Annotated in this window: 20 protein-coding genes and 1 tRNA gene; 5 read left to right on the top strand and 16 right to left on the bottom strand. The window is 62.8% G+C overall.

The features are described from left to right. Nucleotides 1-179 precede the first annotated feature (179 nt). The 15 genes from ACSQ3Q_RS10110 to ACSQ3Q_RS10040 all read right to left on the bottom strand — a co-directional run bounded on the left by ACSQ3Q_RS10110 (nt 180) and on the right by ACSQ3Q_RS10040 (nt 16,278). The gene (locus ACSQ3Q_RS10110) at nt 180-1,496 is read right to left on the bottom strand and encodes a nitrate- and nitrite sensing domain-containing protein (RefSeq protein WP_436134255.1); all 1,317 of its coding nucleotides are present in this window, start codon (nt 1,494-1,496) and stop codon (nt 180-182) included. Between the two features lie 51 nt (nt 1,497-1,547). After that, on the bottom strand, nt 1,548-1,904 hold the full coding sequence (gene nirD, locus ACSQ3Q_RS10105; protein WP_436134254.1) for a nitrite reductase small subunit NirD: 357 nt from the start codon (nt 1,902-1,904) through the stop codon (nt 1,548-1,550). A gap of 116 nt (nt 1,905-2,020) precedes the next feature. Beyond that, a complete protein-coding gene (gene nirB / locus ACSQ3Q_RS10100) occupies nt 2,021-4,564 on the bottom strand; it encodes a nitrite reductase large subunit NirB (RefSeq protein WP_436134253.1) in 2,544 nt (847 codons plus the stop codon). An 844-nt stretch (nt 4,565-5,408) separates the two neighbouring features. Continuing rightward, complete coding sequence (locus ACSQ3Q_RS10095) at nt 5,409-5,714, bottom strand: single-stranded DNA-binding protein (RefSeq protein WP_436134252.1); 306 nt, start codon at nt 5,712-5,714, stop codon at nt 5,409-5,411. A 138-nt stretch (nt 5,715-5,852) separates the two neighbouring features. Continuing rightward, nucleotides 5,853-5,929, bottom strand: a tRNA-Pro gene (locus tag ACSQ3Q_RS10090). A gap of 29 nt (nt 5,930-5,958) precedes the next feature. After that, nucleotides 5,959-6,393: a MerR family transcriptional regulator gene (locus ACSQ3Q_RS10085; protein ID WP_436134251.1), complete on the bottom strand. Its 435-nt coding sequence runs from the start codon at nt 6,391-6,393 to the stop codon at nt 5,959-5,961. A gap of 103 nt (nt 6,394-6,496) precedes the next feature. Then, on the bottom strand, nt 6,497-6,826 hold the full coding sequence (locus tag ACSQ3Q_RS10080; RefSeq protein WP_436134250.1) for an integration host factor subunit alpha: 330 nt from the start codon (nt 6,824-6,826) through the stop codon (nt 6,497-6,499). A gap of 34 nt (nt 6,827-6,860) precedes the next feature. Continuing rightward, on the bottom strand, nt 6,861-9,308 hold the full coding sequence (pheT, locus tag ACSQ3Q_RS10075; RefSeq protein ID WP_436134249.1) for a phenylalanine--tRNA ligase subunit beta: 2,448 nt from the start codon (nt 9,306-9,308) through the stop codon (nt 6,861-6,863). Nucleotides 9,309-9,378: 70 nt separating this feature from the next. Continuing rightward, nucleotides 9,379-10,431 carry a phenylalanine--tRNA ligase subunit alpha gene (pheS, locus tag ACSQ3Q_RS10070; protein ID WP_436134248.1) on the bottom strand — a complete coding sequence of 351 codons (1,053 nt, stop codon included), beginning with the start codon at nt 10,429-10,431 and terminating at the stop codon, nt 9,379-9,381. Nucleotides 10,432-10,532: 101 nt separating this feature from the next. Further along, entirely contained in the window at nt 10,533-10,892 is a 360-nt protein-coding gene (gene rplT / locus ACSQ3Q_RS10065; RefSeq protein ID WP_187736815.1) for a 50S ribosomal protein L20, read from the bottom strand. A 24-nt stretch (nt 10,893-10,916) separates the two neighbouring features. Further along, the gene (gene rpmI, locus ACSQ3Q_RS10060) at nt 10,917-11,120 is read right to left on the bottom strand and encodes a 50S ribosomal protein L35 (protein WP_409884250.1); all 204 of its coding nucleotides are present in this window, start codon (nt 11,118-11,120) and stop codon (nt 10,917-10,919) included. Nucleotides 11,121-11,290: 170 nt separating this feature from the next. Beyond that, nucleotides 11,291-11,899 (bottom strand): translation initiation factor IF-3, encoded by a 609-nt coding sequence (infC, locus tag ACSQ3Q_RS10055; RefSeq protein WP_436136974.1) that lies wholly within the window; start codon nt 11,897-11,899, stop codon nt 11,291-11,293. Between the two features lie 80 nt (nt 11,900-11,979). Continuing rightward, complete coding sequence (gene thrS / locus ACSQ3Q_RS10050; RefSeq protein ID WP_436134247.1) at nt 11,980-13,899, bottom strand: threonine--tRNA ligase; 1,920 nt, start codon at nt 13,897-13,899, stop codon at nt 11,980-11,982. 351 nt (nt 13,900-14,250) lie between these two features. Then, nucleotides 14,251-15,582, bottom strand: a complete 1,332-nt coding sequence (aceA, locus tag ACSQ3Q_RS10045; RefSeq protein WP_436134246.1) for an isocitrate lyase — start codon at nt 15,580-15,582, stop codon at nt 14,251-14,253. Nucleotides 15,583-15,873: 291 nt separating this feature from the next. Further along, nucleotides 15,874-16,278, bottom strand: coding sequence for a gamma-glutamylcyclotransferase family protein (locus tag ACSQ3Q_RS10040; RefSeq protein WP_436134245.1), 405 nt, complete (start codon nt 16,276-16,278; stop codon nt 15,874-15,876). 37 nt (nt 16,279-16,315) lie between these two features. Here ACSQ3Q_RS10040 and ACSQ3Q_RS10035 point away from each other — a divergent pair, with 37 nt between their 5' ends. Continuing rightward, nucleotides 16,316-17,275 (top strand): DMT family transporter, encoded by a 960-nt coding sequence (locus tag ACSQ3Q_RS10035; RefSeq protein ID WP_436134244.1) that lies wholly within the window; start codon nt 16,316-16,318, stop codon nt 17,273-17,275. Between the two features lie 37 nt (nt 17,276-17,312). Here ACSQ3Q_RS10035 and rraA read toward each other — a convergent pair whose 3' ends face one another. Further along, complete coding sequence (gene rraA / locus ACSQ3Q_RS10030) at nt 17,313-17,831, bottom strand: ribonuclease E activity regulator RraA (protein WP_436134243.1); 519 nt, start codon at nt 17,829-17,831, stop codon at nt 17,313-17,315. Between the two features lie 354 nt (nt 17,832-18,185). Here rraA and ACSQ3Q_RS10025 point away from each other — a divergent pair, with 354 nt between their 5' ends. The 4 genes from ACSQ3Q_RS10025 (at nt 18,186) to ACSQ3Q_RS10010 (ending at nt 23,078) form a co-directional block, all read left to right on the top strand. After that, nucleotides 18,186-18,521 (top strand): SWIB/MDM2 domain-containing protein, encoded by a 336-nt coding sequence (locus tag ACSQ3Q_RS10025; RefSeq protein ID WP_436134242.1) that lies wholly within the window; start codon nt 18,186-18,188, stop codon nt 18,519-18,521. Between the two features lie 352 nt (nt 18,522-18,873). Then, on the top strand, nt 18,874-21,048 hold the full coding sequence (locus ACSQ3Q_RS10020; RefSeq protein WP_436136973.1) for a TonB-dependent receptor: 2,175 nt from the start codon (nt 18,874-18,876) through the stop codon (nt 21,046-21,048). Between the two features lie 195 nt (nt 21,049-21,243). Then, nucleotides 21,244-21,927 (top strand): Fe2+-dependent dioxygenase, encoded by a 684-nt coding sequence (locus ACSQ3Q_RS10015; RefSeq protein ID WP_436134241.1) that lies wholly within the window; start codon nt 21,244-21,246, stop codon nt 21,925-21,927. After that, complete coding sequence (locus ACSQ3Q_RS10010) at nt 21,924-23,078, top strand: alpha-hydroxy acid oxidase (protein ID WP_436134240.1); 1,155 nt, start codon at nt 21,924-21,926, stop codon at nt 23,076-23,078. The genes ACSQ3Q_RS10015 and ACSQ3Q_RS10010 overlap by 4 nt, the downstream gene beginning before the upstream one ends. Nucleotides 23,079-23,247: the final 169 nt, after the last annotated feature.

Genomic DNA, 23,247 nt, shown 5'->3' with positions numbered 1-23,247 from the left:
ACCACAGTTTGCAGGGGTGAAGTAACAGGCCACCGTTAGCCCGGCACTCCGCTGGGGTGAGCAAGTTTTGTACCGTGGTGTAAAGAAGCCGTAGGCGACGTCACGCCCGTTTTTGAGCACGCTTCGGTGCCTGCATCGCCCAGGCGCATCGCGCTTGTGCAGCGAGGCACCAAGTTGGTTCACTCCCCGGGCTTGGGGACCCGCAAACCCTGTTGCAGAGCCACCGCAAGGTCGGGCAGAGACAGCGTTGCCTCTGCCACGTCCAGCAAACGGCGGTTCTGGTCCATGGAGGTCTTTTGCAGCACGCGGAAGGCCACTTCTTCGTTCATGCCAAGACGTGCCATCAACACCCCCTTGGCGCGTTCGATGACCTTGCGTTCGTTGAGGGTGCGGCGGGCCGCATCAAGCTCGGCCTCCATGCTGGCCATGCGAGCCGACTGGGTCTGCAGCAGATCCAGCAGCGACGCCGCCTCGCCGGCATAGGCGCTGCCAGGCTGCTCGGGCACGGCCGTGGGTGCCAGCGCCATATCAAAAAAACGGTCCACCGCATGGGTGCGCTGCGGAGGGTTGTCGCGCAGACCTCGCAAAAGACCCTTGGAATCCTGCAGGTCCTGCTGCGCCTCCCCAATGCGCGCCTGGCAGTCGTCGCGCAGGCGCTTCACCAAATCGACCTGCAGATGCCACAGCGCATCGATGCGCTCAGAGCACACATCGAACCAGACATCGCTCAGGTCGCTGTCGAGCACGGCACCTGGCCGGGCAACACACAGCGTGCGGCGCAGACGCTCGAGTTGGGCAATACCGGGCGCAACCTGCTGTTGCTCCCAGCGGTTACGCAAGGCAGGATCGGCAAATTCGGCAAATACCCTCAGGCTGCGTTCCTGCGCGTCGATCAGGTGCAGCACGCGCTGTTGGTGTGCGTCACTGGTGATGCCAGAGGCAAACAGCAGGGCACCCAACGCGCGCTCCTGCCCCGCTTCTTCCTGGGCTTGCACAAGGTGGAGCAACCCCACCAACAAGCGCGACACGCTTGGCAGCCCTGCGGCGTCTGCCACATGGAACACCAGCTCGATCAAGCCGGCAATCAAGTGGCTGTAAGCGGCCACCGAATCGTGGGCCACCATCGCCTGTTGCTCTACCTGGCTACGCAACGCCGGGAGGGATTCCATGCCCAGCAGGGCCCAGGCCATCAGCGACAGTGCCTTGGCCGTAGCGCCCTGCGCAGGTTCAACATGCTCGGCGAACACCGCGCGCAGTCGCGATTCCAGCAACACCACCTCATCCACCATCTTGCGGCGCACATCTGCAAAGCGCTGCCCCTTGGACGCCAGGTAAACACCTGAGGCCCCGCGCTCTCGCTGCAGACCCTGGATCAGCTGCCCGACCACATCCACCAACTCCGCGCGGCTGGCCAAATGTCGAACAGCATCGATCTCCAGCTGCTTGGAGCGGAGGACAAGGTTCGAAACCGACAGTGGCGCAACCGGGTCAAGCATGCAAGGTTCCTGGGTTATGGCGCACAGGAGGACGCCACCATGGTGGAGCGTTCAGGCCACGGCCACGCTGATACGGCCTCCGTCGACGCGCACGCCGTGCGCCTGCACCGACTGCTCGGGCATTTCCAGGCACTCGCCGGTGCGCAGGTCGAAATGGTTCTTGTACAGCGGTGAGGCGACAACGACACGATCGCCTATGTTACCCACCAGCCCCCGCGAGAGAACGCTGGCGCCCGATTTGGGGTCCACATTATCGATAGCAAAAAAACGGTCCACTCCGACACGGAAAACTGCCACATGCCGGTTCGCCACCAAGGCGCACACGCCAGTGCTGGGCAGGATGTCCTCGACCGCGCAGATGTCGGTCCAGACAAGGTTTTCTTCAGTGCTTATGGGAAGTGCGCTCATGAGAGTTCTACTTTCAGTTATGGATTTGCGCTGCGCGACAGCCGCTGTCGAGTCCGAACCGCCGCGCAGGGTCTTCCTCACGCTGGCGAGCCGGCAAAGCGTCGCAGGGCTGCATCTCACGCCACCTGGGCAATGGGAATGACCTTGGCCGTCACCTGCGAGCGTTCGTTCGCAGTCGCCGGCCGAATCTGGCCGCGCTCCTCCACGAACAGCACGTTTTCATCGGCCTTGTCGCTGTTCACGAACGAGCGGAAGCGCTTGCGCGTTTCGGGGTCGGTCACTGCGGTCTTCCATTCGCACTGGTAGGTGTCCGCCACATGCTGCATCTGGGCTTCAAGCTCGGCGCACAGGCCCAGGCTGTCCTTGATCAGCACGTCCGTGAGGTAGCCGAGGCCGCCTTCGAGGTTCTCGCGCCAAGTGCTGGTGCGCTGCAGCCGGTCGGCCGTGCGCACGTAGAACATCAGCACCCGGTCGATCATGCGCACCAGGTCTTCCTTGGTGAGGTCGGACGCGAACAGCTCGGCGTGGCGCGGCTTCATGCCGCCGTTGCCGCAGATGTAGAGGTTCCAGCCCTTTTCGGTGGCGATGATGCCGATGTCCTTGCCCTGCGCTTCGGCGCATTCACGTGTGCAGCCGGACACGCCGAACTTGATCTTGTGCGGCGAGCGCAGGCCCTTGTAGCGGTGCTCCAGCTCTACCGCCAGGCCCACGCTGTCGCCCACACCGTAGCGGCACCAGGTCGAGCCCACGCAGCTCTTGACCGTGCGCAGCGACTTGCCATACGCATGGCCCGACTCGAAGCCGGCGGCGATCAGCTCCTCCCAGATGGTGGGCAGTTGCTCGACGCGCGCACCGAACAGGTCCACCCGCTGGCCGCCCGTGACCTTGGTGTACAGGCCGTACTTCTTGGCCACCTGGCCCACGGCGATAAGCCCGTCGGGCGTGACCTCACCACCGGGCATGCGCGGCACCACCGAATAGGTGCCGTCTTTCTGGATGTTGCCCAGGTAGTAATCGTTGCTGTCTTGCAGGCCCGCCAGCTCCTTCTTGAGCACGAACTCGTTCCAGCACGAAGCGAACACGCTGGCCGCCACGGGCTTGCAGATGTCGCAGCCCAGGCCCTTGCCGTGCATGGCCAGCAGGTCGTCGAAGCTCTTGATCTCGCCCACCCGCACCAGGTGGTAGATCTCCTGGCGCGAATACGCGAAGTGCTCGCAGATGTGGTTGTTCACGGCCATGCCGCGGCGCGACATTTCCATCTTCATGACCTGCGTGACCAGGGGGACGCAGCCGCCGCAGGTGGCACCCGCCTTGGTGCAGGCCTTCATCTCTGCAATGGTGCAGGCGCCCTCGCCCACCGCGGCGCAGATGGCGCCCTTGGTGACGTTGTTGCACGAGCAGATCTGCGCTGCATCGGGCAACGCTTCCACGCCCAGGCCGGGTTTGGCCTTGCCGTCGCTGGACGGGAAGATCAGGAACTCGGGGTCTTCAGGCAGCGCGATGCCGTTCAGGGCCATTTGCAACAGCGTGCCGTATTCGGTGGCATCGCCGATCAGCACGGCACCCAGCAGCTGTTTGCCGTCCTCACTGATCACGATCTTCTTGTAGATCTGGCGGCGCTCATCCACGTACTGGCAGGTGCGGCTGTGCGGCGTTTTCGCATGCGCATCGCCGATGCTGGCTACATCCACGCCCATGAGCTTGAGCTTGGTGCTCATGTCCGCGCCGACAAAGGCGGCGTCGGCGTCGCCTGCGATGTGGCGGGCGGCTACACGGGCCATGTCGTAGCCGGGCGCCACCAGGCCGAAGGTCTGCTCGTTCCACGACGCGCATTCGCCGATGGCATACACGTCGTGGTCGCTTGTGCGGCAAGCACTGTCGATGGCCACGCCACCGCGCGGGCCCACGGCCAGCAGGGACTGGCGGGCCAGGTCATCGCGGGGGCGGATGCCGGCGGAGAACACGATCATGTCGGTCTCCAGCCAGGTGCCGTCGGCAAAGACCATGCGGTGGCGCGCGCGGGCGCCATCGGTGATCTCCTGCGTGTTGCGGCCAGTGTGCACCTGCACGCCCAGTTCCTCGATCTTGGCACGCAGCACGCGGCCGCCGCCTTCGTCTACCTGCACGGCCATGAGCCGCGGGGCGAACTCGACCACATGGGTTTCGAGGCCCATGTCGCGCAGCGCCTTGGCGCACTCCAGGCCCAGCAGGCCGCCGCCCACGACCACGCCGGTCTTCGACTTGGCGCCCGAGGCCTGCATGGCCTCCAGGTCTTCGATGGTCCGGTAGACGAAGCAGTGGTCGCGGTCGCGCCCGGGCACCTGGGGCACAAAGGGGTTGGAGCCGGTAGCCAGCACCAGCTTGTCGTAGGGCAGCACCTCGCCATCGGCCGTGGTCACGGTGCGGATGCGGCGGTCCACCGATGCCGCGCGAGAAGCAAGGCGCAGCGTGAAGCCGGTGCGATCGAAGAAGCCGGGCTCGACCAGGGAGAGTTCGTCGGCCGAAGTGCCGCTGAAGAAGGCGGACAGGTGCACCCGGTCGTAGGCGGCGCGTGGCTCTTCGCACAACACGGTGACTTCGGCACCGGTGATGCCGGTCTCGGCCAGGCTTTCGAGGAACTTGTGGCCGACCATTCCGTGGCCGATGAGAACAATTTTCATGATCGTGGTCCTGCAATGACCCGAGTGCCTGGAGGGCTCGAAGCAGGATGATGTGCATTGCGGACCTGAGAGGCCGGCACTGCACTTCACCCTCCGCGGAACACGGGTGTGGTTGGAACAGCCAGGCGTGCGGCACCGATGCCGTGGTTCGCCCGGGTTCCGCCATCATTAGCGGAGGGATGTTTTCGGTCCACAGGCAGCTTTACCGGCGGAGCTGCAGGTGTTATCGCAATATCCATGCCGAGCCGATACGGTGCTGTAGAACGCTCTCAAAAGGTCTCCGCCACTAAGCCTGCACAGTTGTACGCCTCGCGGCTGCGGAATCGCATCAATGCGGTGCAGGGCATCACCAAGTTAGGGCGAGTGGTCCACCCGCGATTCCATAGCTCGATCTACCTGCAGCTGGTTGCAGTAAAGGCGGCGCGAGAAACCCTCTCGCGGCTGCATTTCTTTGGCCCCGATATGCTGCTCCGCACACGCCCTACCGCGTTACCGGTGCAATTTTTCGTTTCTCCACAGCTATATGACCCACATCCTCAGAAAGAACCGGTAGCCTGTGCGCAACCACGTTAATAAGCGAGACCATCAGCATGACGGAACGCAGAGCCACCACGGACAGACGCAGCGGCAACGATCGCAGGCAGGAAGAACAGGGCCCACCCACCAACTACGAGCGGAGGCGCACGGTGGAAGCTAGGCAGCCAGAGCTCACCGAGCTGCATTTGAGCGAAGAAGAACTTAAAGAATTGGGGTTCACCCAAGAACAGCCTGCGCCGAAGGCGCCCGGTTGAGGAACACCACAGCGCAGCAGCCAACGCCCATGCGCCCGCGTTCAGGCAGACGCTCAGTGTTCTGGCTCGCGCGCCATCACAACCCGGTGCGCCACCATGTCCAGCGCGGGCCGGGTGTTGCCCTGCTTGTCAGTCCAGACTTTTGGCACCAAGCTGCCCGCAATAGCGACTGAGTCACCGTCGCGCAGATGGTGAAGGGCTGAACGCACGTCCGTATCAAACGCAATCACGTTCACGAACAGGGTTTCACCCTCCGCAGTATTCGCACGCACCTTGGCGACACTGAAGAGCTTCCCGGCTTTGTCAGTGCGCTGTTCGGCGTCTCCGTACAGGCGTCCCGCGACTAATCCATCGATCATGTGAGTCCTCGGCCTGGCGCGTTGATGAGGTGGCGCATGGCGGTTATGGCTGACAGCAAACAATGCGCTGTACCTTAGTCATTCACAGACACAAGCAAAAAGGCCCAGAACCTTTCGATTCTGGGCCTTTGCAATCAATGGTCGGCGTGGCGGGATTCGAACTCGCGACCCCTTGCACCCCATGCAAGTGCGCTACCAGGCTGCGCTACACGCCGACAAGACTTAGATTATATGCAGAAAAATACTAGTTCGGAGAAAGCAGCGCACGAATCTCAAATAATTCCTGGCGCACTGCGTTCGAGTCGAAAGAGAACCCTACCCCGCCGATGGACAGGTCACGTGCGCTATCGAGCAGCATGCTCGGCAGCTCTGAATCCATGGCGTCGCCGGCATCGTCATTGCCAGTGCTATCGCGCGCCGGATGAGCCAACTCCTGCAGACGATTACGGGCGCCGCTGATCGTGAAACCCTGGTCGTACAAGAGATCCCGGATCCGGCGAATCATCAGCACCTCGTGGTGCTGGTAGTAGCGCCGGTTCCCACGGCGCTTCATAGGCCGCAATTGGGTGAACTCCTGCTCCCAGTAACGCAGCACGTGGGGCTTTACACCGCACAGCTCCGCAACCTCACCGATGGTGAAGTACCGCTTGGCTGGAATGGAAGGGAGGATGGTGGCCATGGAGGGAGTCGATTCAGACCGGAGAGCCGAGTAGCGTACTGCAGAGACGCAAAGACCGCCAGAGACCCGAAACACTTCGGTCACAAAAACGGCACAAACGCACTCAGGCAGTCACCACCGCCGTTTGAATCTGCTCTTTGAGTTTGCTGCTGGCATGAAACGTCACCACCCGCCGAGCCTTGATGGGGATGGCTTCCCCCGTGCGTGGATTGCGTCCAGGGCGCGGCGCCTTCGTGCGGATCTGGAAGTTGCCAAAGCCCGAGAGCTTGACATCCTTACCCTCTACCAGGCTCTGCGAGATCAGATCAAAGAACGCGTCAATCATGTCCTTGGATTCGCGCTTGTTCAGGCCGATCTGGTCGAACAAAAGGTCGGCCAGTTGCGCCTTGGTCAACGCCGGTGTTTCAAGGCTTTCGACAGCGAATTCGATCATGGCATCACTCCCCTGTTGGGCAATATCGTTCTCATCAGATACGCAGCCGCGCACCAGTGCGCTGCGTCAACTGAGCTACCACCGCTTGCACGGCCGCCTCAATCTCGGCCTCGGTCAGCGTCGCCTCGTCGCGCGCCAGCGTGAGGCGCACGGCAAGGCTTTTCTCCCCCTGGGCAAGACCACCCACCGGCGCTTCTTCGCCTGCACGCAACAGCTTCGGCCGATACACATCGAAGAGCACCGCGGAACGCAACATTCCCCCCGGCACGGCCTGCTGCACGGCCGCGATGACGTCAGCATGCGTCACGCGCTCGGCCACCACCACAGCCAGGTCACGCTCGACGGCCTGGTGCTTGGCCACCGCCTTGAATTGGGGGACCACACGCGCCAGAACAGCGTCGAGTTCCAGTTCGAACATTACGGGGGCCAATGGCAGGTCCCAGGACTGTCGCCACTGGGGATGCAGTTCACCCACAAAGCCGACGGCACGGCCACCCACCAGCACACGTGCACAACGGCCAGGGTGCATAGCCGGGTGCGTGGCGGGCTCGAAGCTGGCCTGCAGCGGAGCCAGCAAGGCCTCCACATCGCCCTTCACATCGAAAAAGTCAATCGGCTGCTCCTTACGCCCCCACTGCAGCGCATCGTTCGGGCCATATGCCAAACCAGACACGCGCATGGGTTGGTTGAAGCCTTCGACCGTGGTATCCGTGTTGTGCACACTGCCGTCGCGCAGGAACACACGACCCAACTCGAACACACGCACGCGCTGGGCCTTGCGGTCCAGATTGAACTTCAAAACTTGTAGCAAAGAACCGAGCAAGGTAGAGCGCATGACGCTCATTTGGCTTGCAATGGGGTTGAGCAGCTTGATGGGCTGGGCGTTGGCTGCCAGCTCGTGCTCCCAGCGCTCTTCCACAAAACTGAAGTTGATGGTTTCTTGGTAGCCCAAACCTGCCAACGAGCGGCGCACTGCGAATGGGCTGCGCGTCGCCTCCAGCGGAAGCTTGGGCGTAATGGGCGCCAGAGGTGGCGTGGTGGGCAGGTTGTTGTAACCCACCATGCGCGCCACTTCTTCGATCAGGTCTTCTTCGATGGTGATGTCGAAGCGGTACGCAGGGGGCGTGACGGTGAGCGTGCCGTCACCCTGCACCACGGGCAGGCCCAGCCGTCCGAGAACATCGGCGCATTGGGTCTGGGTCAGCGGCATGCCGATAACTTTGGATGCTCGCGCTACGCGCAGCGAGACCGGCTGAGGCGCCGGCAGGTTGACGGACTGGTCGTCCATGGGGCCGCAAGCCGTGTCCGGGGTACCGCAAATGTCGACGACCAATTGGGTGATGCGCTCAATGTGCTCCACGGTCAGACTAGGGTCGACGCCGCGTTCGAAGCGGTGGCCCGCGTCGGTAGAGAAGTTGAAGCGGCGCGAGCGCCCCGCCACGGCCTTGGGCCACCAGAAGGCCGCCTCGATGTAGATGTGCTTCGTATCGTCAGATACGGCGGTGGCGTCGCCGCCCATGATGCCGGCGAGCGACTCGACCTGCTGCTCGTCAGCGATCACGCCGACCTTGTCGTCCACCGTGATGGTGTTGCCGTTGAGCAGCTTGAGCTGCTCGCCCGGCTTGCCCCAGCGCACGTCCAGGCCGCCGTGGATCTTGTCCAGATCAAAAATGTGCGAGGGCCGACCCAGCTCGAACATCACGTAATTGGAGATGTCTACCAGCGGCGACACGCCGCGCTGGCCGCAGCGCGCCAGGCGGTCCAACATCCACTGGGGCGTGGCGGCGCGCGTATTCACGTTGCGCACGATGCGGCCGGAGAAGCGGCCGCACAGGTCGGGCGCGCTCACCTTGACCGCCAGCTTGTCGGACAGCTTTGGACTCACGGCGGGGAATGTGGGCTGCTGCAGCGGCGCGCCGGTGAGGGCCGACACTTCGCGCGCAATGCCGTACACGCTGAGGCAGTGCGCCAGATTGGGCGTGAGCTTGAGCGTGAACAGCGTGTCGTCCAGATTCAGGTGGGTCCGGATGTCCTGGCCCACGGGTGCAGCGGCATCGAGTTCCAGCAGCCCACCGTGGTCCTCAGACAGCTTGAGCTCGCGGGCGGAGCACAGCATGCCCTGGCTCTCCACACCGCGCAGCTTGCCGACCTTGATGAGGAACGGCTTGCCGTCGTCGCCTGGGGGCAGTTCGGCGCCCACCAGCGCGCAGGGCACCTTGATGCCCACGCGGGCGTTGGGTGCGCCACACACGATGTTGAGCAGGGCGCCCTGCCCCACGTCCACCTGGCACACGCGCAGGCGGTCAGCATCGGGGTGCTGCACGGCTTCTTTGATCTCGCCCACCACGATCTTGGTGAAGGGCGGCGCCACGGGGCGCAGCTCTTCCACCTCAAGGCCGGCCATGGTCAACGTCTCGGCCAGCTCAGCGGTCGTAAGGGGTGGGTTGCAGAACTCGCGCAACCAGGATTCAGGAAATTGCATAGTCGGACTCTTGTTCTAAAGGATCGGCGCGCTGCCGCCGGGCGTGCGCGCGTCGCTAAATCGGCAGGCTTTACTGGAACTGCGACAAAAAGCGGATGTCGCCGTCAAAGAACAAGCGCAGGTCGTTCACGCCGTAGCGCAGCATGGTCAGGCGGTCAGGACCCATTCCGAAGGCGAAGCCGATGTACTTCTCTGGGTCCAGGCCCATGTTGCGAACCACGTTGGGGTGCACCTGGCCGGATCCGGCCACTTCCAGCCAGCGACCGGCCAGCGGGCCGGTCTGGAACTGGATGTCGATCTCGGCACTCGGTTCCGTAAACGGGAAGAAGCTCGGGCGAAAGCGCAGCACCAAGTCATCGCTTCCAAAGAAGGTGCGGCAAAACGCCGTGAAGATGACCTTCAGATCCTTGAAGCTCACGTTCTCGCCGATCCACAGGCCTTCGCACTGATGGAACATGGGCGAGTGGGTGGCGTCGCTGTCCACCCGGTAGGTGCGGCCCGGGGCAATCACGCGGATCTCGGGCATCGGCTGGCCGGCGTCGAGCAGCGCGCGATGCTTCTTCACGTGCTGGACCGCGTGGCGGATCTGCATGGGGCTGGTGTGGGTGCGCAGCAGGTTGGGGGCGGTGTCAGTGCCTCCCTCCACATAAAAGGTATCGTGCATCGACCGCGCGGGATGGTCTTCCGGCGTGTTCAGTGCGGTGAAGTTGAACCAGTCGGTCTCGATCTCGGGGCCCTGGGCCACGTCGAACCCCATGGAGCCAAAGATGCCCTCGATGCGCTCGAGCGTGAGCGACACCGGGTGCAAGCCGCCCTGCCCGCGCTGGCGGCCCGGCAGGCTCACGTCCAGCGCCTCGGCTTTTAGCTGCACCTGCAGCTCGGCATCGGCCAACGCCTGGCGCCGCGCCGTGAGAGCGGCTTCGATGGCCTGCTTGGCAACGTTGATGGTGGCACCGCGGGATTTCTTTTCCTCGACAGACAGCTGCGCCATGCCCTTCATGAGCTCGGTCACGCGACCCGACTTGCCCAGAAACTGCGCCTTGGCGTTTTCCAGATCAGCAGGGGTGGCGCTTTGGGCAAACAGTTGCGTCGCGCTTTCGACCAGGGAATCCAACTCGTTCATATCGACTCTTGAAAATGAACAAGGGCTAGCGCTTTTTCAAGCCCTAGCCCTTGCTGTTATTGCGCAGGCAGCTATCCAAAAGATAGCCGCCCATCGTGAATTCAAGCAGCCAGCTTGGCCTTGACTTGCTCCACGATGCTGCCAAAGGCAGCCTTGTCGTGCACCGCGAGGTCGGCCAGCATCTTGCGGTCGATCTCGATGGAAGCCTTCTTCAGGCCGTTGGCGAACTGGCTGTAGGTCAGGCCAAGTTCACGGGCAGCGGCGTTGATACGGGCAATCCACAGTTGGCGGAACACGCGCTTCTTGTTGCGGCGGTCACGGTAGGCATATTGCCCAGCCTTCATTACCGCCTGTTTGGCGATACGGAAAACGTTACCGCGGCGACCACGGAAGCCCTTAGCGAGGGCGAGAACTTTCTTGTGACGGGCACGGGCCGTTACACCACGTTTGACGCGAGGCATGTATGTACTCCTTGTTCGTCGTTATTAAATGCCCATGCCGGGCAGCATTTGTGCAACCGAGCCCATATTGGTCTCATGCACAGCAACTGCACCACGCAAATGGCGCTTATTCTTGGTGGTCTTCTTGGTCAAGATGTGACGCTTGAAGGCTTGACCGCGCTTGACGGTGCCACCGGGACGAACGCGGAAACGTTTTTTCGCGCTGCTCTTGGTCTTCATTTTGGGCATATGAATGCTCCTTTTTCATTGTGCTCGTGAGGCGTTTGCAAACCGATCTGCAAACTTGTTGGCCCCGAGCCACTTTTTCAGCAGGCTTTCACCTGCTGTCGGCAGCGTGTGAACGCTGCCTATCACCGGGTTTGCTCCTTACGGAACGAGCCCGGGAAATTCTGTCTCGCTTAGGCCGCACTGCCCGAGGGCGTGGCCTCGGCCGCTGCCGGCTTGGCTGCTGCGGGCTTCTTCTTGCCCGGTGCGATCATCATGATCATCTGGCGACCTTCCAGCTTGGGAAACTGCTCGATGATGATGGAATCGGCGAGCTCATCGCGAATGCGGTTGAGCAGTGCCAGCCCCAGCTCCTGGTGCGTGATTTCACGGCCGCGAAAACGCAGCGTGATCTTGCACTTGTCACCCTCTGCCAAAAAGCGGCGGATGTTGCGCATCTTGATGTTGTAGTCGCCATCGTCCGTACCGGGACGGAATTTGACTTCCTTGATCTCGATGACCGTCTGCTTGGCCTTCGCCTCGGCAGCGCGCTTTTGCTCCTGGTACTTGAACTTGCCGTAGTCCATCAGGCGGCACACCGGCGGATTAGCCGTGGCAGCGATTTCCACCAGATCCACATCCAGCTCACCTGCCATGCGCAGGGCTTCCATGAGGCTGACGACGCCCAAAGGCTCGTTTTCTGGTCCCGAAAGGCGAACTTCCGGGGCCATGATTTCACGGTTCAGGCGGTGCTTGCGCTCTTCACGGTGGCGACGATCACGAAATTCAGTAGCGATGGCTATCTTCCTTCAATCAAAATACTACAAAAAATGTAGCTACAACCGCACGACTGGCAAGCGACCAAGCACGTTTTGAATCAAACTCAGGCTTTGGTGGCGATGTCTTGGGCGATCAACTCAGCGAACGCTTCAATGGACATCACTCCGAGGTCACGATTACCCCGGGCGCGCACTGCGACGGCTCCTGCGGCCTTTTCCTTGTCGCCCGCGACGAGGATGTATGGCAGCTTTTGCAACGAATGCTCCCGTATTTTATACGTAATCTTCTCGTTACGCAGATCGACCGTTACCCTAAGGTCTTGATTCGGCAGCGCTTTTTGCAGTTTTTCGGCAATTTCGCGACAGTAATCAGCCTGCGCATCGGTGATATTGAGCACCGCCACTTGCACCGGAGCCAGCCACAGGGGAAAAGCGCCCGCGTAGTGTTCGATCAGCATGCCGATGAAGCGCTCCATGCTGCCCACAGTGGCGCGGTGCAGCATCAAGGGGCGCTTGCGGGTGCCGTCCTCGGCCACGTACTCGGCGTCCAGGCGCTCCGGCAAATTGGGGTCGATCTGCATCGTGCCGCATTGCCACTGGCGGCCCAGCGCGTCCTTCAAGGTGTACTCGATCTTGGGGCCGTAGAAGGCGCCCTCGCCTTCGGCGATCTCGAACTCGCAGCCCGAATGGCGCAGGCCGTCCATCAGCGCCTTCTCGGCGCGGTCCCACGACTCATCGGTGCCGATGCGTGCGGCCGGCCGCGTGGCCACCTTGTAGATGATGTTGGTGAAGCCGAAGTCCTTGTAGACCTTCTGCACCAGCGCAGTGTAGTTGGCGCACTCTTCCAGCACCTGCTCTTCGGTACAGAAGATATGCCCGTCGTCCTGCGTGAAACCGCGCACGCGCATGATGCCGTGCAGGCCACCCGTGGGCTCGTTGCGATGGCAAGCACCGAACTCACCGTACCGCAGCGGCAGGTCGCGATAGCTCTTGATGCCTTGCTTGTAGATCAGGATGTGACCGGGGCAGTTCATCGGCTTGAGCGCGTACTCGCGCTTTTCCGACTCGGTCGTGAACATGTTCTCGTGGTACTTGTCCCAGTGGCCGGTCTTCTCCCACAGCTGCTTGTCCAGGATCTGCGGGCCCTTGACCTCCTGGTAGCCGTTGTTGCGGTACACGCGGCGCATGTACTGCTCCACCTCTTGCCACAGGGCCCAGCCCTTGGGGTGCCAGAACACGGTGCCGGGCGAATGCTCGTCCATGTGAAACAGATCGAGTTCACGGCCGAGCTTGCGGTGGTCGCGCTTCTCGGCCTCTTCAAGCATGGTGAGGTACTGCTGCAGTTCGTCCTTCGTCGCCCAGGCAGTGCCGTAGATGCGCTGCAGCATCTCGTTGCGGTGGTCGCCGCGCCAGTAAGCGCCGGCCACCTTCATCAGCTTGAAGAACTTGAGCTTGCCAGTGCTGGGCACGTGGGGGCCGCGGCACAGGTCTTCGAAAGCGCCTTCGCGGTACAAGCTGACATCCTCGTTGCTCGGGATGCTGGCGATGATCTCAGCCTTGTAGTTCTCGCCCAGACCCTTGAAGTACGCCACCGCCTCGTCGCGCGGCAGCACGCGGCGCGACACGGGCTCGTCCTTGGCAGCCAGCTCGGTCATGCGCTTTTCGATGGCGACCAGGTCTTCCGGCGTGAAGGGGCGCTTGTAAGCAAAGTCGTAGAAGAAGCCGTTCTCGATCACCGGGCCGATGGTCACCTGGGCTTCAGGGAACAGGTCCTTGACGGCGTAGGCCAGCAAGTGGGCGGTGGAGTGGCGGATCACGTCCAGGCCATCGGCATCCTTGGCGGTCACGATGGACAGCGGGCTGTCGGCCGTGATCTGGTAGCTGGTGTCCACGACCTTGTCGCCGATCTTGCCGGCCAGGGCGGCCTTGGCCAGGCCGGTGCCGATCGATGCCGCCACTTCAGCGACCGTGACCGGGCCGGGAAACTCGCGCTGCGAACCATCGGGAAGCGTGATGTGAATCATGGCGACTGCTCTTTCTTTTCAATCAGGACGAAAGGATGTGGAGTAAGGGGTGTGGGGCACGCGCCAGGCCCAAAAACAAAAAAGCGCGGAACAGGTCCGCGCTTTTGGAGGGGTGTGCAATCTCGTGCAGGCGCGAACAGCCAGCCTTAACGGCCGGTCGACATCTCCGATGTAGTTCGCGGTGTCATAACCAGATTGCCTTTCTCGCTCTTGTGCATTGAATTTGCCGCCATTTTAACCCTGCGCAAAGCAAAAAGCCCGAAGCGGGTGCTTCGGGCTTCACAGACCGGTTGGATTTGATGGGTTTTGCGCCACACCGCGGCCGCGCAAAACCTCCATCCACGCCGCAGATCAGTGGAACTGCTCTTCTTCGGTCGAACCCGTCAGGGCCTTCACGCTGGACGAACCGCCCTGGATCACCGTGGTCACGTCGTCGAAGTAGCCTGCGCCCACTTCCTGCTGGTGCGACACGAAGGTGTAGCCCTTGTCGCGTGCAGCGAATTCAGGCTCTTGCACCATGTTCACGTAGTGCTTCATGCCTTCGCCGTTAGCGTATGCATGGGCGAACTGGAAGGTGTTGAACCAGTTGATGTGGATACCGGCCAGCGTGATGAACTGGTACTTGTAGCCCAGAGCCGACAGATCTTCCTGGAACGACGCGATCTGCGTGTCGTTGAGGTTCTTCTTCCAGTTGAACGATGGCGAGCAGTTGTACGACAGCAGCTTGCCAGGGCAGGCGGCGTGCACGGCCTGGGCGAATTCACGGGCGAAGCCGATGTCTGGCACGCCGGTTTCGCACCACACCAGGTCGGCGTAGGGGGCGTAGGCCACGCCGCGGCTGATGGCTTGCTCCAGGCCGTTCTTGACGCGGTAGAAACCTTCTTGCGTGCGCTCGCCGGTCAGGAAGGGCTTGTCGTTGGCGTCGTGGTCGGACGTGATCAGGTTGGCGGCTTCTGCGTCGGTGCGGGCCAGCACGATGGTGGACACGCCCATCACGTCAGCGGCAAATCGGGCGGAGATCAGCTTTTCGCAGGCTTCCTGCGTGGGCACCAGCACCTTGCCACCCATGTGGCCGCACTTCTTCACGGCAGCCAATTGGTCTTCAAAGTGAACGCCGGCAGCGCCCGACTGGATCATGTTCTTCATGAGTTCGAAGGCGTTCAGCACGCCGCCGAAACCGGCTTCCGCGTCGGCCACGATGGGCAGGAAGTAGTCGATGAATTCCTTGTCGCCGGGGTTGATGCCGCGGCCCCACTGGATTTCGTCAGCGCGCTTGAAGGTGTTGTTGATGCGGCGAACCATGGTGGGCACCGAGTCATACGCATACAGCGACTGGTCGGGGTACATGGTCTCGGACGTGTTGCCGTCGGCGGCCACTTGCCAGCCCGACAGGTACACGGCTTCGAGGCCTGCCTTGGCTTGCTGCATGGCCTGGCCGGCGGAGATGGCGCCGAACGCGTTCACGTAGCCCTTCTTGGCGCCACCGTTGATCTTTTCCCACAGCTTTTCAGCGCCGCGCTTGGCCAGCGTGTGCTCGATGGGCAGCGAGCCGCGCAGGCGCACCACGTCGGCGGCGGAGTAACCGCGCTTCACGCCCTTCCAGCGGGGGTTCTGGGCCCAGTCTTTTTCCAGGGCGGCAATTTGCTGTTCGCGGCTCAGTTGTTCGTTCAAGGATTGGGGCATGAGATCACTCCAGGAGGTTGGTTGAAAACGCCGGGCTGCTTGCGCTGCCCTTGGAGACAACTTTAAGTCTTCTATAAGACTTGAGCAAGCTCTTATGTCTTATACAAGAGATAAATTTTCTCTTTTCAAAACAACAACTTAACCACGCCATTTCTCAATACAGAAATTGATTTCTCATATCGAGAAAAATTGCGGCAATGCAACATCTATCACGTTCCGCAATATGGAAAGCAATTTTTGTATTGCGGAATGCATGTGCAGCGCTCAAAGCGCTCAACAGGCTTGGGCGCTTTACAGGAATTTGATCCAGTCCCCATGGTGGATGCGCGGGGCCGACAGCACGTACTGGGAATTGATTTCATACACCAGACAGGGCAACGCCTGGCCCTGAACCTCGACCACGATCTCACGCTTGATGTACTCATCCGTGGGATTCGTCCCCAGGTCCTCGATGTCGTCAAGCACCGCTTCGAGCGCTGGCTCTATCGCATACACCTCGCCCTCGACCCATTCAGGCCCGCCCAACGTCACGCCGGGATAGTTGCCCAGGTGATAGAGGACACCTGCCACCCGTGACTGCCCCACAAACTGCGGGGGCGGCTGCAGCCGCGTGATGTCGTTGCTGCACCCCTTGCGCAGGGTGCCGTACACAAAGACCCACCGGGGTGGCCGCTCGGAGGTGGATTCGTCGGGCATGATGCGCACTCATTTTTGTTGAACCACCTGCAGTTTAGTGACCACGCCCAGCCGTCCTTTCGCCTACCTGTGTTTGGGCCTCAGCATGGCACTGGTGGGCAGCTATGTGGCACTGTCCAAACCCCTGGTCGCTGTGCTTCCGGTTTTTTTGCTGGCGTGGATGCGGTTCGGGATCGGCGGCATTGCGATGCTGCATTGGCTCAAGAAGCCCGAGCACGAGCCACCACTCACTCCCCAGGCCCGGTGGCTGCTGTTTTTGCAGTCGTTCCTGGGCAACTTTCTCTTCACCGTGTGCATGCTCTACGGCGTGAGCTTGACCAATGCCGTCACCGCGGGCGTGACGCTGGCGGCCATCCCGGCGGCGGTGGCCGTGATGGGGTGGGGGTTCCTGCGGGAGCGTGTCGCGCCCCGCACCTGGGCGGCCGTGGGCTGTGCGGTGGCGGGGATCGCCTTGTTTTCGCTATCAAAACAAGAGCATTCAGCGCATATAGGACAAGCGCTGGGCGCCAAAAACACTCAAAGTTTGGCATGGTTGGGGCCATTGCTGCTCGTGGGGGCTGTGGTGTGCGAGGCGGCCTATACCGTCATCGGCAAGAAGCTCACCGGGAGCCTGGGCCCCAAGCGCATCACCTCGCTCATCAACCTGTGGGGCTTTGCGCTGTCGACGCCATTCGGCCTGTATGCGGCATGGCGTTTTGACTTCGCGTCCGTGGGCTGGGGCACCTGGGCTTTGCTGGTGTTCTACGCGCTGGCCGCATGCGTGTGGACGGTGTGGCTCTGGATGACCGGACTCAAGGCCGTTCCCGCAGCGCAAGGCGGCGTGTTCTCCGTCATGCTGCCCGTGAGCGCAGCGCTGGTGGGCGTCGCATTGCTCGGCGAATCCCTGACCGGCGTGCAGTGGGCGGCTTTTGCGATTGCCTTGGCCAGCGTACTGCTGGCCACCCTGCCCTCGCGCGCCGCGCTGCGGGTAGGCCGGCGCACTCCACACGCTGATTGATCGATCTGCCGCCCCCGCGTGGTTCGCCTACGCGTTGCTACGTCGACAAAGGCTGCGCGCTGACCACCATGCCATCGGCATCGGCGTACAGCCAGTCGCCCGGCCGCACCCACACACCCTGGATCTGCACCGCCACGTCGCGCTGGCCCTCGCCGCGCCGCTCGGTCGGCAGCGGCATCAACGCCAGCGCGCGGATGCCCACCGCGGCTGCGTTCAGCTCGGCCACGTCGCGCACGCAGCCGTCTACCACCACGCCGGCCCAGCCGTTGCGCGCAGCGGCCGCCGCCAGGTTGCCGCCCACCAGCGCACGGCGCAGCGAAGCGCCCCCATCCACCACCAGAACACGGCCCTCTCCGGGCGATTCGACAGCGGCCTTCACCTGCGTGTTGTCCTCGTGGCACTTGACCGTGCTGACCGGCCCCGCAAAGGCCACAACGCCGCCGAAGCTCTGGAAGACGGGCGGCAGCACGCGAAACGCGCCGCTCGTGTCAGCCTTGTGCACGTCACAAAAATCGCAAGTGCTGAATGCGGCGGGGGCGAAGGAAGTTGCGGACATTTCTCAAGGGCCTTTCGACAGGTTCAAAAAACGGATCGACTCAAAAAGGACGCGGGTTGTACGCGCCCGTTGGAAGCGGCTGGCATCGCCAAAGTGCGCATTGTCGTGCCGCCTTTCAAAAACCCATGCCTCCCCGCAAGCATAGGGAAAACACGGGGTTTTACCCTTGCGCTTCAAGCCCTGGGCGCCTCGCAACGTCTCTATGGGCCTGCAGGGGGCGCCACAACTACAAATCGAGGCAAAAAAAGCGGTTTCTCCCTTGGAAAGCCGTTTTTTTCCCAGTAGCATCTGCCTGCCAGTGGGAAAGCGTCGTTTTCGCTGGTGAAAATTTACTTCCAACAAGGACAACCCAACATGGCAACTGCAAAGAAAGCTCCGGCAAAAACAGCCCCCGCGGCCAAGAAGGCACCCGCCACCAAGGCTGCCGCCCCCGCCAAGAAGCGCACCCCCAACGCCGCCTTCATGAAGGCACTCACGCCCAGCGCCGAGCTGGCTGCCGTGGTGGGCGCTGCGCCGCTGCCGCGCACGGAGATCATCAGCAAGCTGTGGGTCTACATCAAGGCCAACAACCTGCAGGACGCCAAGAACAAGCGCAACATCAACGCCGACGCCAAGCTCAAGCCACTGTTTGGCAAGCCCCAAGTGTCGATGTTCGAACTGGCTGGCCTGATCGGCAAGCACGTCAAGTAAGCGCCTTGCGCCTTTAGAAAAAGCCGGCTCAGCCGGCTTTTTTTCGTCTGTACCGAGGGAATGTGTGGCGCCTATACATCAATGCAAATGAGAATGACCCGCATTCGATGTAACATAAAGACGCAAAAGAGGCGGGATTAGGTGACCTTGTTCACGGTCCACCGCCTCTGGCTCGCTCCCAGGCGCAACAGCGCCGTCTGCACATCCCCCATTGACGGAGGCCATCTTGGCAAAATCACGCGCTCAGCGCCGCAGCACAGTGCTGCGTTCACAACCCTCTCTTCTCTCCAGCCAACCGGTTCGCAAGGGCAGCACAGCGTCTGACAAGGCCCTTCTGCCCCTGGGCGCGCTGATGCTGGCGGCCTCTGTAGGCGCCATGGCGCAGACGGCGACCACGCCTGAAAAGACGCTGGCACCCGTGGTGGTGAAAGAGCGCGCCGAAGCCCCCGAAGGCAAGGACAGCGTGCGTGCCACTGAAACGACCATCGGCAAGGGCAAGCAGCAGTTGCGTGACATTCCCCAGTCGGTCACCGTGGTCACCGAGCGCCTCATCGACGACCGCAACCTCGACACCGTCAAGGAAGCCCTGAAGAACACCGCCGGCATCACTTTCCTCGCGGCCGAAGGCGGCGAAGAAGACATCCGCCTGCGCGGCTTTGCGCTGCAAAGCACTGGCGACATGTTCATCGACGGCATTCGCGACCCCGCCTTCTACGACCGCGACACCTTCAACCTGGACCGCGTCGAACTGCTGCGCGGCTCCGCGTCGATGCTGTTCGGCCGTGGCTCTACCGGCGGTGCGGTCAACCAGGTCAGCAAGACACCCCGCCTCATCGATTCGCACCAGGTCGACCTGACGCTGGGCAGCCACCAATACCGCCGCATCACGGGCGACTTCAACATCCTCACGGGTGAAAACGCCGCCCTGCGCCTGAATGCCATGAGCACGACGGCGGACAACAACGGCGCTGGCAGCAGCCTTGAGAAAAAGGGCATTGCCGGCACGTATGCGTTTGGCATCGGCACCCGCAACGAGTTCTCGGTGAGCCTGTACCACCTGGACAACAAGAACGGCATGAACTACGGCATGCCCTGGATCCGCCGCAACGCGAACTCGCCTGCCAGCGACACCACGCTGCTGCCGCTGGACCCCCGCAACTACTACGGCGCCGCCAGCGACTACAACGCCGGCAGTGCCACGTTTGCCTCGCTGGGCCATATCCACCGCTTTGGCGCCGACTCGGAACTCAAGACCCAGCTGCGTTTTGGCCGCTTCGAACGCGACCAGCGTGCGGGCACCGTCCGCCTGGCAGCCGCAGCGCAGCAACCCGGTGGCGTGGCCGCCACGCTGGCAAATTTCGGCCCCGCCACGCGCCTGACGCGCGGCACGCAGCTCAAGATCCAGGACATGGACACCGTCCACCTGCAAAGCGACTTCAGCAAGAAATTTGAAGCGCTGGGCTACAAGCACGAACTGCTGACCGGCTTTGACTTTGCCCGCGAAGAAAAGACCGTGTACGCCGCCCGCAGCGCCGCACAAGGCGGTGTGGACCTGGCCAAGCCGCCGACCACCGTGGGCACGCCCAACGACGGTGTGGGCATCGACGAAACCCGCCGCGTGCTGCGCACCTCCAGCGACTTCACGTCCAAGGGCTACGGGGTCTACGCACAGGATCTGATCCAGATCGCGCCGCACTGGAAGCTCCTGGCCGGCCTGCGCTATGACAACATGGACGGCAGCTACAGCACGTTTGGCATTCCTGCTGCGGCCCCAGGCCCCGTCACCACCGTTAGCTACCGCCAGAAGATTTCCGAGTGGAGCAAGCGTGCGGGCGTGCTGTACCAGCCCAACGATCTGCAGTCGTACCACTTCTCGTACGGCACATCGTTCAACACCTCGGGCGACACGTATTCGTACAGCGCCCAGACGGTCAACACGCCACCAGAGTCGAGCCGCAACATCGAGTTCGGCGCCAAGCTGGATTCCGCAGACAAGCGCTTCACCACCCGCCTGGCCTTGTTCCATTCGACCAAGTACCACGAGCGCAATGTGGACCCGCTGCTGAACATTGCAGTGCTGTCCGGCAAGCGCCACGCTGCGGGTGCCGAGATCGACATCACCGGCCGCCTGACACCCCAGTGGGAAATCTACGGCTCGTACATGTGGATGCCCAGCGCCAAGATCGACATCGGCGCCGAAGGTGCTGAAGGCCAGGGCAGCCGCCCATCGCTCACGCCCCGCCACAGCGGCACGGTGTGGACCACCTACCAGATCACGCCTGAACTGCGCATCGGTGGCGGCCTGAACTTCCGCAGCTCGCAGACGCCTATCCGCAACCCTGGCTGGGATGTGCCCGGCTACGTGACCGCCGACCTGATGGCCGAATACACCATCAACGAGCGCTACACGATCAAGGCCAACCTGAGCAATGTGACGAACAAGCTCTACGCCGACTCGATCTACAGCGGCCACTACGTGCCAGGCGCCGGCCGGATCTTCCAGGTCACGGCCAGCATGAAGTTCTGACCTGCGTCAGACAACTCTCCAAGGTTTTTGCCGCCCCCTTACCGGGGCGGCTTTTTTTATGGAAGCCTTGGTATCTTTGCGCACGCCACCGGCGGACCGCACGCTGCAGCGCGGCCCACAACAGGTTCAAGCCACAAGGTCCTGAGCCGATGCTGCCTGCTCCGCGCCCCCTGTTTTGACCGACACTCACCCCCCATGCTGCTCACACTTCCAGACCTGCTCTCCCCAAAAGACCTGCAGACCGCGCGCCAGCTGCTGCGCAAAGCCCCCTGGGCAGACGGGCGCGACAGCGCAGGGTCGCAAGCGGCGCAGGCCAAGAACAATGAGCAGTTGCCGCGCGACAGCGAAGCCGCCCAGCACATCGCAGCCCTGGTGATGGCGTCGCTGGACCGCAGTGCGCTTTTTTTGACCGCCACGCTGCCCAAACGCGTTTTCCCGCCGCGCATCAACCGCTATGGCGACGGCGCCAACCACTACGGCCACCACGTCGACAGCGCCGTGCGCCAGATGGCAGACCGGCGTGAACGCCTGCGCACCGACATCTCTTGCACCGTGTTCCTGTCCGAGCCCGATGAATACGACGGCGGCGAGCTCTGCATCGACGACACCTTTGGCGAGCAGCACATCAAGCTGCCCGCCGGCCATGCCGTGATCTACCCCGGCACCAGCGTGCACCAGGTACTGCCGGTGACCCGCGGGCACCGCATGGCCTGTTTTTTTTGGGTGGAAAGCATGGTGCGCAGCGACGAGCAACGGCGCCTTCTCTACAACATGGACATGGCCCTGTTGCGCCTGCGCCAGGAGCACGGCGAATCGCCCGAAACCGTGGCCCTGACCGGCACGTACCACAACCTGCTGCGCATGTGGGCGGACACATGAGCCTGCCCCCCGCACCCGCAACGCCCACCGGCCCGCGCACTGCCCTTCCCCCCGGCGTGGTGACGCTGGCGGACCACGAAGCCCACGCCAGCACCCACCTCGATCCCGGCGCCTGGGCGTACTTCAGCGGCGGCGCGGCCGATGAGATCACGCTCGCCGCCAACCGCAGTGCCTGGGACGCCATCACGCTGCTGCCCCGCGTGCTGCGGCCGCTGGCCGGCGGCCACACCCGTGTGCAGCTGCTGGGCCGCACGCTGGCCTGCCCCATCCTGCTTGCGCCCGTGGCCTACCAGCGCATGGCCCATGCCGATGGCGAGATGGGCGCAGCCCACGCTGCAGCGGCGCTGGGTGCGGGCTTGGTGCTGAGCACGCAGGCCAGCACGCGGCTCGAGGCCGTGGCCCATGCCGTTCGCGACGATGCGGGCCGGGGACCGTTGTGGTTTCAGCTGTATCTGCAGCACGACCGCGATTTCACGCGCGAACTGGTGGAGCGCGCCGAACGCGCGGGATACGAAGCGCTGGTACTGACCGTAGACGCGCCCTGCCACGGCGCACGCGACCGCGAGCGGCGCGCCGGGTTTCGCCTGCCGCCGGGCATCACTGCAGCCAACCTGCTGGGCATGTTGCCCCCGCCGCAGGTGCCGCTTGCGCCCGGCCAGAGCGCCCTGTTTGACGAACTACTGCACCACGCGCCGACCTGGGCCGATGTGCAGTGGCTGCAATCCATCACGCGGCTTCCGGTGCTGCTCAAGGGCGTGCTGCACCCGGACGACGCGCGCCAAGCCGCTGAACTGGGGGTGGCCGGCATCATCGTGTCGAACCATGGCGGCCGCACGCTTGACACCACGCCCGCCACCGCCACCATGCTGCCGCGCGTGGTCGACGCCGTCCGCGCGGTCGACAGCACCCTGCCAGTGCTGGTGGATGGCGGCATCCGCCGCGGCACCGATGTGCTCAAGGCCCTGGCGCTCGGAGCCAGCGCGGTCCTGATCGGCCGCCCCGCCGTCTACGGCCTGGCCAATGCAGGCGCCGCGGGCGTGGCCCACGTGTTGCGGCTGCTGCGCGATGAGCTGGAGATCGCCATGGCGCTGACCGGCTGCGCCACCCTGGCAGACGCGACGCCGGCCTTGCTGCTGCAGCCAAGTCGCTGATCAGAGACCCGCCTGTGGGGCTGGCACGCCGGGCAGGCAAATGGCGCGCAAATAGACCGCGCAAACCGGCGCAAAAACTGGCCTAAAAAGTGCCCTTGCCCCTCACGGCAGGAATGGTTTATTGCAAATGCGACAGATTCTTATTTATAATGGCGACACCATCAACAGC

The sequence above is a fragment of the Acidovorax sp. LjRoot129 genome, from assembly GCF_964253765.1.
Lineage (GTDB): Bacteria > Pseudomonadota > Gammaproteobacteria > Burkholderiales > Burkholderiaceae_C > Acidovorax.
Note: the sequence above shows the minus strand (reverse complement) of the source record. Positions and strands in the feature narration are given on the sequence as shown.

Coding starts and splice junctions, on each gene's coding strand:
- ACSQ3Q_RS10110 (WP_436134255.1), bottom strand. CDS start 1,496: ATGCTTGACCCGGTTGCGCCACTGTCGGTTTCGAACCTTGTCCTCCGC.
- nirD (WP_436134254.1), bottom strand. CDS start 1,904: ATGAGCGCACTTCCCATAAGCACTGAAGAAAACCTTGTCTGGACCGAC.
- nirB (WP_436134253.1), bottom strand. CDS start 4,564: ATGAAAATTGTTCTCATCGGCCACGGAATGGTCGGCCACAAGTTCCTC.
- ACSQ3Q_RS10095 (WP_436134252.1), bottom strand. CDS start 5,714: ATGATCGATGGATTAGTCGCGGGACGCCTGTACGGAGACGCCGAACAG.
- ACSQ3Q_RS10085 (WP_436134251.1), bottom strand. CDS start 6,393: ATGGCCACCATCCTCCCTTCCATTCCAGCCAAGCGGTACTTCACCATC.
- ACSQ3Q_RS10080 (WP_436134250.1), bottom strand. CDS start 6,826: ATGATCGAATTCGCTGTCGAAAGCCTTGAAACACCGGCGTTGACCAAG.
- pheT (WP_436134249.1), bottom strand. CDS start 9,308: ATGCAATTTCCTGAATCCTGGTTGCGCGAGTTCTGCAACCCACCCCTT.
- pheS (WP_436134248.1), bottom strand. CDS start 10,431: ATGAACGAGTTGGATTCCCTGGTCGAAAGCGCGACGCAACTGTTTGCC.
- rplT (WP_187736815.1), bottom strand. CDS start 10,892: ATGCCTCGCGTCAAACGTGGTGTAACGGCCCGTGCCCGTCACAAGAAA.
- rpmI (WP_409884250.1), bottom strand. CDS start 11,120: ATGCCCAAAATGAAGACCAAGAGCAGCGCGAAAAAACGTTTCCGCGTT.
- thrS (WP_436134247.1), bottom strand. CDS start 13,899: ATGATTCACATCACGCTTCCCGATGGTTCGCAGCGCGAGTTTCCCGGC.
- aceA (WP_436134246.1), bottom strand. CDS start 15,582: ATGCCCCAATCCTTGAACGAACAACTGAGCCGCGAACAGCAAATTGCC.
- ACSQ3Q_RS10040 (WP_436134245.1), bottom strand. CDS start 16,278: ATGCCCGACGAATCCACCTCCGAGCGGCCACCCCGGTGGGTCTTTGTG.
- rraA (WP_436134243.1), bottom strand. CDS start 17,831: ATGTCCGCAACTTCCTTCGCCCCCGCCGCATTCAGCACTTGCGATTTT.
- ACSQ3Q_RS10025 (WP_436134242.1), top strand. CDS start 18,186: ATGGCAACTGCAAAGAAAGCTCCGGCAAAAACAGCCCCCGCGGCCAAG.
- ACSQ3Q_RS10020 (WP_436136973.1), top strand. CDS start 18,874: ATGCTGGCGGCCTCTGTAGGCGCCATGGCGCAGACGGCGACCACGCCT.
- ACSQ3Q_RS10015 (WP_436134241.1), top strand. CDS start 21,244: ATGCTGCTCACACTTCCAGACCTGCTCTCCCCAAAAGACCTGCAGACC.
- ACSQ3Q_RS10010 (WP_436134240.1), top strand. CDS start 21,924: ATGAGCCTGCCCCCCGCACCCGCAACGCCCACCGGCCCGCGCACTGCC.